The organism is Dialister sp. (assembly GCF_051885895.1).
Classification (GTDB): domain Bacteria; phylum Bacillota; class Negativicutes; order Veillonellales; family Dialisteraceae; genus Dialister.
Genome location: NZ_JBJEXP010000084.1, coordinates 3,433 through 7,341 on the forward strand (window position 1 = coordinate 3,433; position 3,909 = coordinate 7,341).

Genomic DNA, 3,909 nt, shown 5'->3' on the forward strand with positions numbered 1-3,909 from the left:
GCTTACTTTCCTGCCTGCTCGTCATTCCGAGCCGCAGGCGAGGAATCTCGGTACGTGGGGTATTTGAGGGAAACGGCAGTAAATACCGGTGTGCGGAAAGCAGATAGCGGACAGCTGTCTTACTGTCTCACTGTTCCACTTTTCCCCGCTGTTCCCGAAAGTCTGAAATGGTGAAAAGCACCAGAGACAGCCATATCACGGAAAATCCGGTCATCTGCACAGTGGTAAAAGGCTCGTGATAGAGGAAAATACCTAAAAGCAGAGACAGGCTGGGGGAGAGGTACTGGCAGAAGCCCAGTACATTTAAAGGCAGGTTGTTGGCTCCTGTGGAGAATAGAATCAGCGGGATGGCAGTCACAATGCCTGTGCCCATGAGGACCCAGTTCATGGTCATGTCACCGGCAAGAAAATGACCGGTGCCTGAAAGATAGAGACTGATCACGTACCAGAGAGCCAGGGGCAGCACCAGAAGCGTTTCCAGGGTAATACTGACAAAAGGGTTGATATGGAGCTTCTTCTTGGCGGCACCGTATAGAGCAAAGGTGAGGGCCAGGCTTACGGATATGAGAGGGAAACGGCCCAGCTCTACGGACATGCCGATGATTCCCACCAGGGCGATGCCGATGGAAACCCACTTCAGCTTTGACAGCCGCTCATGGAACAGAAGGACGCCCAGAAATACATTGACCAGGGGATTGATGTAATATCCGAAGCTGGAATCCACGATATGGTCATGATTGACAGCCCAGATGAAAATACACCAGTTGGCGGTAATCAGAAAGGCAGCGGAAATCATAAGAGCTCCTTTAAGGCGGTGGGAAACCAGATCCTTCACGGTGCTTCGGAAAATTCCGCCCATGCGGAGGAGGGTAAGAAGAATGACCATAAATAAGAAAGACCAGATAATGCGGTGAGCCAGAATTTCATAGGCACTGGCCCCTTCCAGCAGTTTCCAGTACAAGGGAAGCACACCCCAGATAAAATAACAGGCAAGGGCTGCCAGAAGTCCTTTTTTTCGATTTTGCAACAGAACCATCCTCTTATTCAAAAATTTCTATGTGAGTTAGTATACCACCGGACACAAAATTTGGAAAGTTAAAAACATTGAAATTATTCTATAAATGTTTTTGAAGAGTAAAATCATATCATCCCCGCCGGTTCTGCTTGGGGTTTTTGTACCCTCTGCTTTTACAGGCCGGTGGATGCGCTCTTACTCTCTTCTTTTCTTTCGTGCTATAATGGGACTAACCAGATAGTTAGTTACTTGAAGTAAGGAGTGAGAACTATGAAATATGGAAAAACAGCAGCCCTTGCCTGTGCTTTTCTTCTTTGCGCCGGCGCTGTGCAGGCGGCAGACAAAAAGCAGGAAAGTGTGCTTCCTCAGCGCTTTTCTGATGCCATGACCTGGAATCTGCAGAACCGGCCGGAGGATATTACCATTACCAAAGTAGCTGTTCCTGCGGATAAAGGCCAGACGGCAGGACAGGCTATGCCTGCTGCCCCTGCAGGAAATGGTCAGATGAATCCGCCTCCCGGAGGGTTCAATCCGCCGGATCATGTGACTCAGGGCACGGCGGCCAGAAACATTACGGAAAACAGTACATTGGAAGACCAGGTTTTCGGTTCTACCGGTGATGATGAAAATGCTCTCCGGGTTACCGGTGCTGCCGTATCGTTGAAGAATGTGGAAATCGACAAGCAGGAAGGGAAATCCTCCAGCACCGAAGGCGGGGATTTCTACGGAATGAATGCCGCATTCCTTGCTACTGACGGTGCCCAGGTCACTGTGGAAGATTCTGCCGTTCACAGCGCAGCGCCCAATGGCAACGGCCTTTTCAGCTACGGGAAGGGCACAAAGATTTCTGCAAAGAATGTGACCATTACTACGGAAAGCCATAATTCCGGCGGCCTCCAGACTACCGGGGGAGGCACGATGGAAGCGGAAAATGTTACCGTATCCACTGCCGGCAATTCGTCTGCTTCCATTCGTTCCGACCGGGGCGGCGGCACCGTCCGTGTCAAGGGAGGCAGCTTCAGGACAGCAGGCTATGGTTCCCCGGCCATTTACTCCACGGCAGACATTGCGGTGGAAGGGGCGGCACTCTACGCTTCCCGTTCCGAAGGGGCAGTTATTGAAGGAAAGAACAGCATTGCCCTGAAAGACTGCAGCCTGGAAGGCAATATGTCAGATACCCGTGTCATGGGCAGCCAGACCATTAAAGAAGAGAATGTGCACACCATCATGATTTATCAGTCCATGAGCGGCGATGCAGAGGAAGGAACCTCGTCCTTCTCCATGGAAGGCGGCAGTCTGGTTTCCCATAAGGGGGATATCTTCTATGTGACCAATACGGACTGCACCATTCATCTGGATAATGTAAAAATCAAAAACGAGGATGCTTCCGGGGTGTTCCTCCGTGTGTCCGGCAACAGCGCTTCCCGGGGCTGGGGACAGGCAGGGGCCAATGGCGGGAAAGCAGTCTTTACGGCTGAGAATCAGAAAATAGAAGGAAATATCCTGGTGGATTCCATTTCCCATCTGACCATGACCCTTGGCAGGAATTCCGACTGGAAAGGGGCTCTCCTGCAGACGGAAAATGAGAAGGGCTCTTCCAAAGAGGCCGGAGCAGATCTGACCATTGAGAAGGGAGCCGTATGGACCCTTACGGCCGATTCTACGGTCACGACTTTGCATAATGAAGGAAAAATTGTAACCAATGGACATACACTGACGGTGCTGAATAAATAATTTCCGCCATTCAGCCATGGAGAACAGGGCTGATCCGGCCTCTGATGGAAAATCCTGCAGAGGAGAATAGGACGGACTGGGATTTACAGACACGGGCAGTTATTCCTGAGGCCGATCGCTCAGGTCCCGGTAAATGTCGCTTTCCCGGCGACCACCGGGACCTTTTTCCCTGCTATCATACAATCAGAAACAAAAATTCAGAAAGGACTGAGGACTATGAAGCAGGAAATTACAGAACTGGTATGCATCATTGACAAGAGCGGATCCATGGCAGGATACGAAGAGGACACCATCGGCAGTTTCAACAGCATGGTGAACCGGCAGAAGAAACTGGAGGGGACCTGTTATCTTTCCGTGATTCTTTTCAACCATACCATGGACTTGATCTATGACCGGGAAGATATACAGCACATTCCGCCTATGACAGAAAAGGATTATGCAGCTGGCGGCTGTACGGCCATGCTGGATGCCATAGGCTTCGGGATCCGGAAAATGGAAAAACTCCTGTCCCACAAGCCGAAGGATGCCTATCCGGACCATGTCGTTTTCTTTATCACCACCGACGGGTATGAAAATGCAAGCACCCATTTCAGCTGGGATGACATTCACCGGCTGATCAGCAAAGGAAAGGAAAAGGGATGGACCTTCATTTTCTCCGGCGCAGATATCGATGTGAAAGAAACGGCACACCGCATGGGAATTGAGAAAGACTGTTCCTACACCTTCCAGCGCACTCCGGCGGGCATTGCCAAAAACATGGTCATCATGGACGAATGCCTGGAAGCCATACGGAAAGGGATGAAATAAATCATCGGCCTTCGCAAAAAAAGACTGTGGAAAATGGCAGCCATTTTCCACAGTCTTTTTTACATCCCTGTTTCCTGAAAATTTTCTAAATGACGGGAGACTTGGGGAAGCACTGATTCATTCACAGAGTCTGCTTTCATAAAAATTTTTATGCACTGCTTCGTCATGGGATTCCTTAAATAGCTTGCTATTCGCGTCATCCTATTCCTTGTGCTGCCATGAAATGCAAGAATAAAATTAGACTCTGCGGTTGAATCAGTGTGTCCCCTTAACTATCGTCAAAGCCATCTGCCATATAACGGAATGGGAATCCGTGTTTTCGCGCTTGGTATTGCGTTTCCTGCCCGGCGCCG

3 protein-coding genes are annotated in these 3,909 nt (G+C 50.0%); 2 read left to right on the forward strand and 1 reads right to left on the reverse strand.

The genetic code is table 11. From position 1 onward, the window contains the following. Positions 1–127: 127 nt before the first annotated feature. Positions 128–1,027, reverse strand: coding sequence for an EamA family transporter RarD (gene rarD / locus ACI4N7_RS07665; RefSeq protein ID WP_439732765.1), 900 nt, complete (start codon positions 1,025–1,027; stop codon positions 128–130). 258 nt (positions 1,028–1,285) lie between these two features. Here rarD and ACI4N7_RS07670 point away from each other — a divergent pair, with 258 nt between their 5' ends. Next, complete coding sequence (locus tag ACI4N7_RS07670; RefSeq protein WP_439732766.1) at positions 1,286–2,749, forward strand: hypothetical protein; 1,464 nt, start codon at positions 1,286–1,288, stop codon at positions 2,747–2,749. A 216-nt stretch (positions 2,750–2,965) separates the two neighbouring features. Beyond that, entirely contained in the window at positions 2,966–3,556 is a 591-nt protein-coding gene (locus ACI4N7_RS07675) for a vWA domain-containing protein (RefSeq protein WP_439732767.1), read from the forward strand. Positions 3,557–3,909 lie beyond the last annotated feature (353 nt).

What these genes read in the sequence shown, in the direction of transcription:
- ACI4N7_RS07670 (WP_439732766.1), top strand. Translation starts at nt 1,286, where the DNA reads ATGAAATATGGAAAAACAGCAGCCCTTGCCTGTGCTTTTCTTCTTTGC.
- ACI4N7_RS07675 (WP_439732767.1), top strand. Translation starts at nt 2,966, where the DNA reads ATGAAGCAGGAAATTACAGAACTGGTATGCATCATTGACAAGAGCGGA.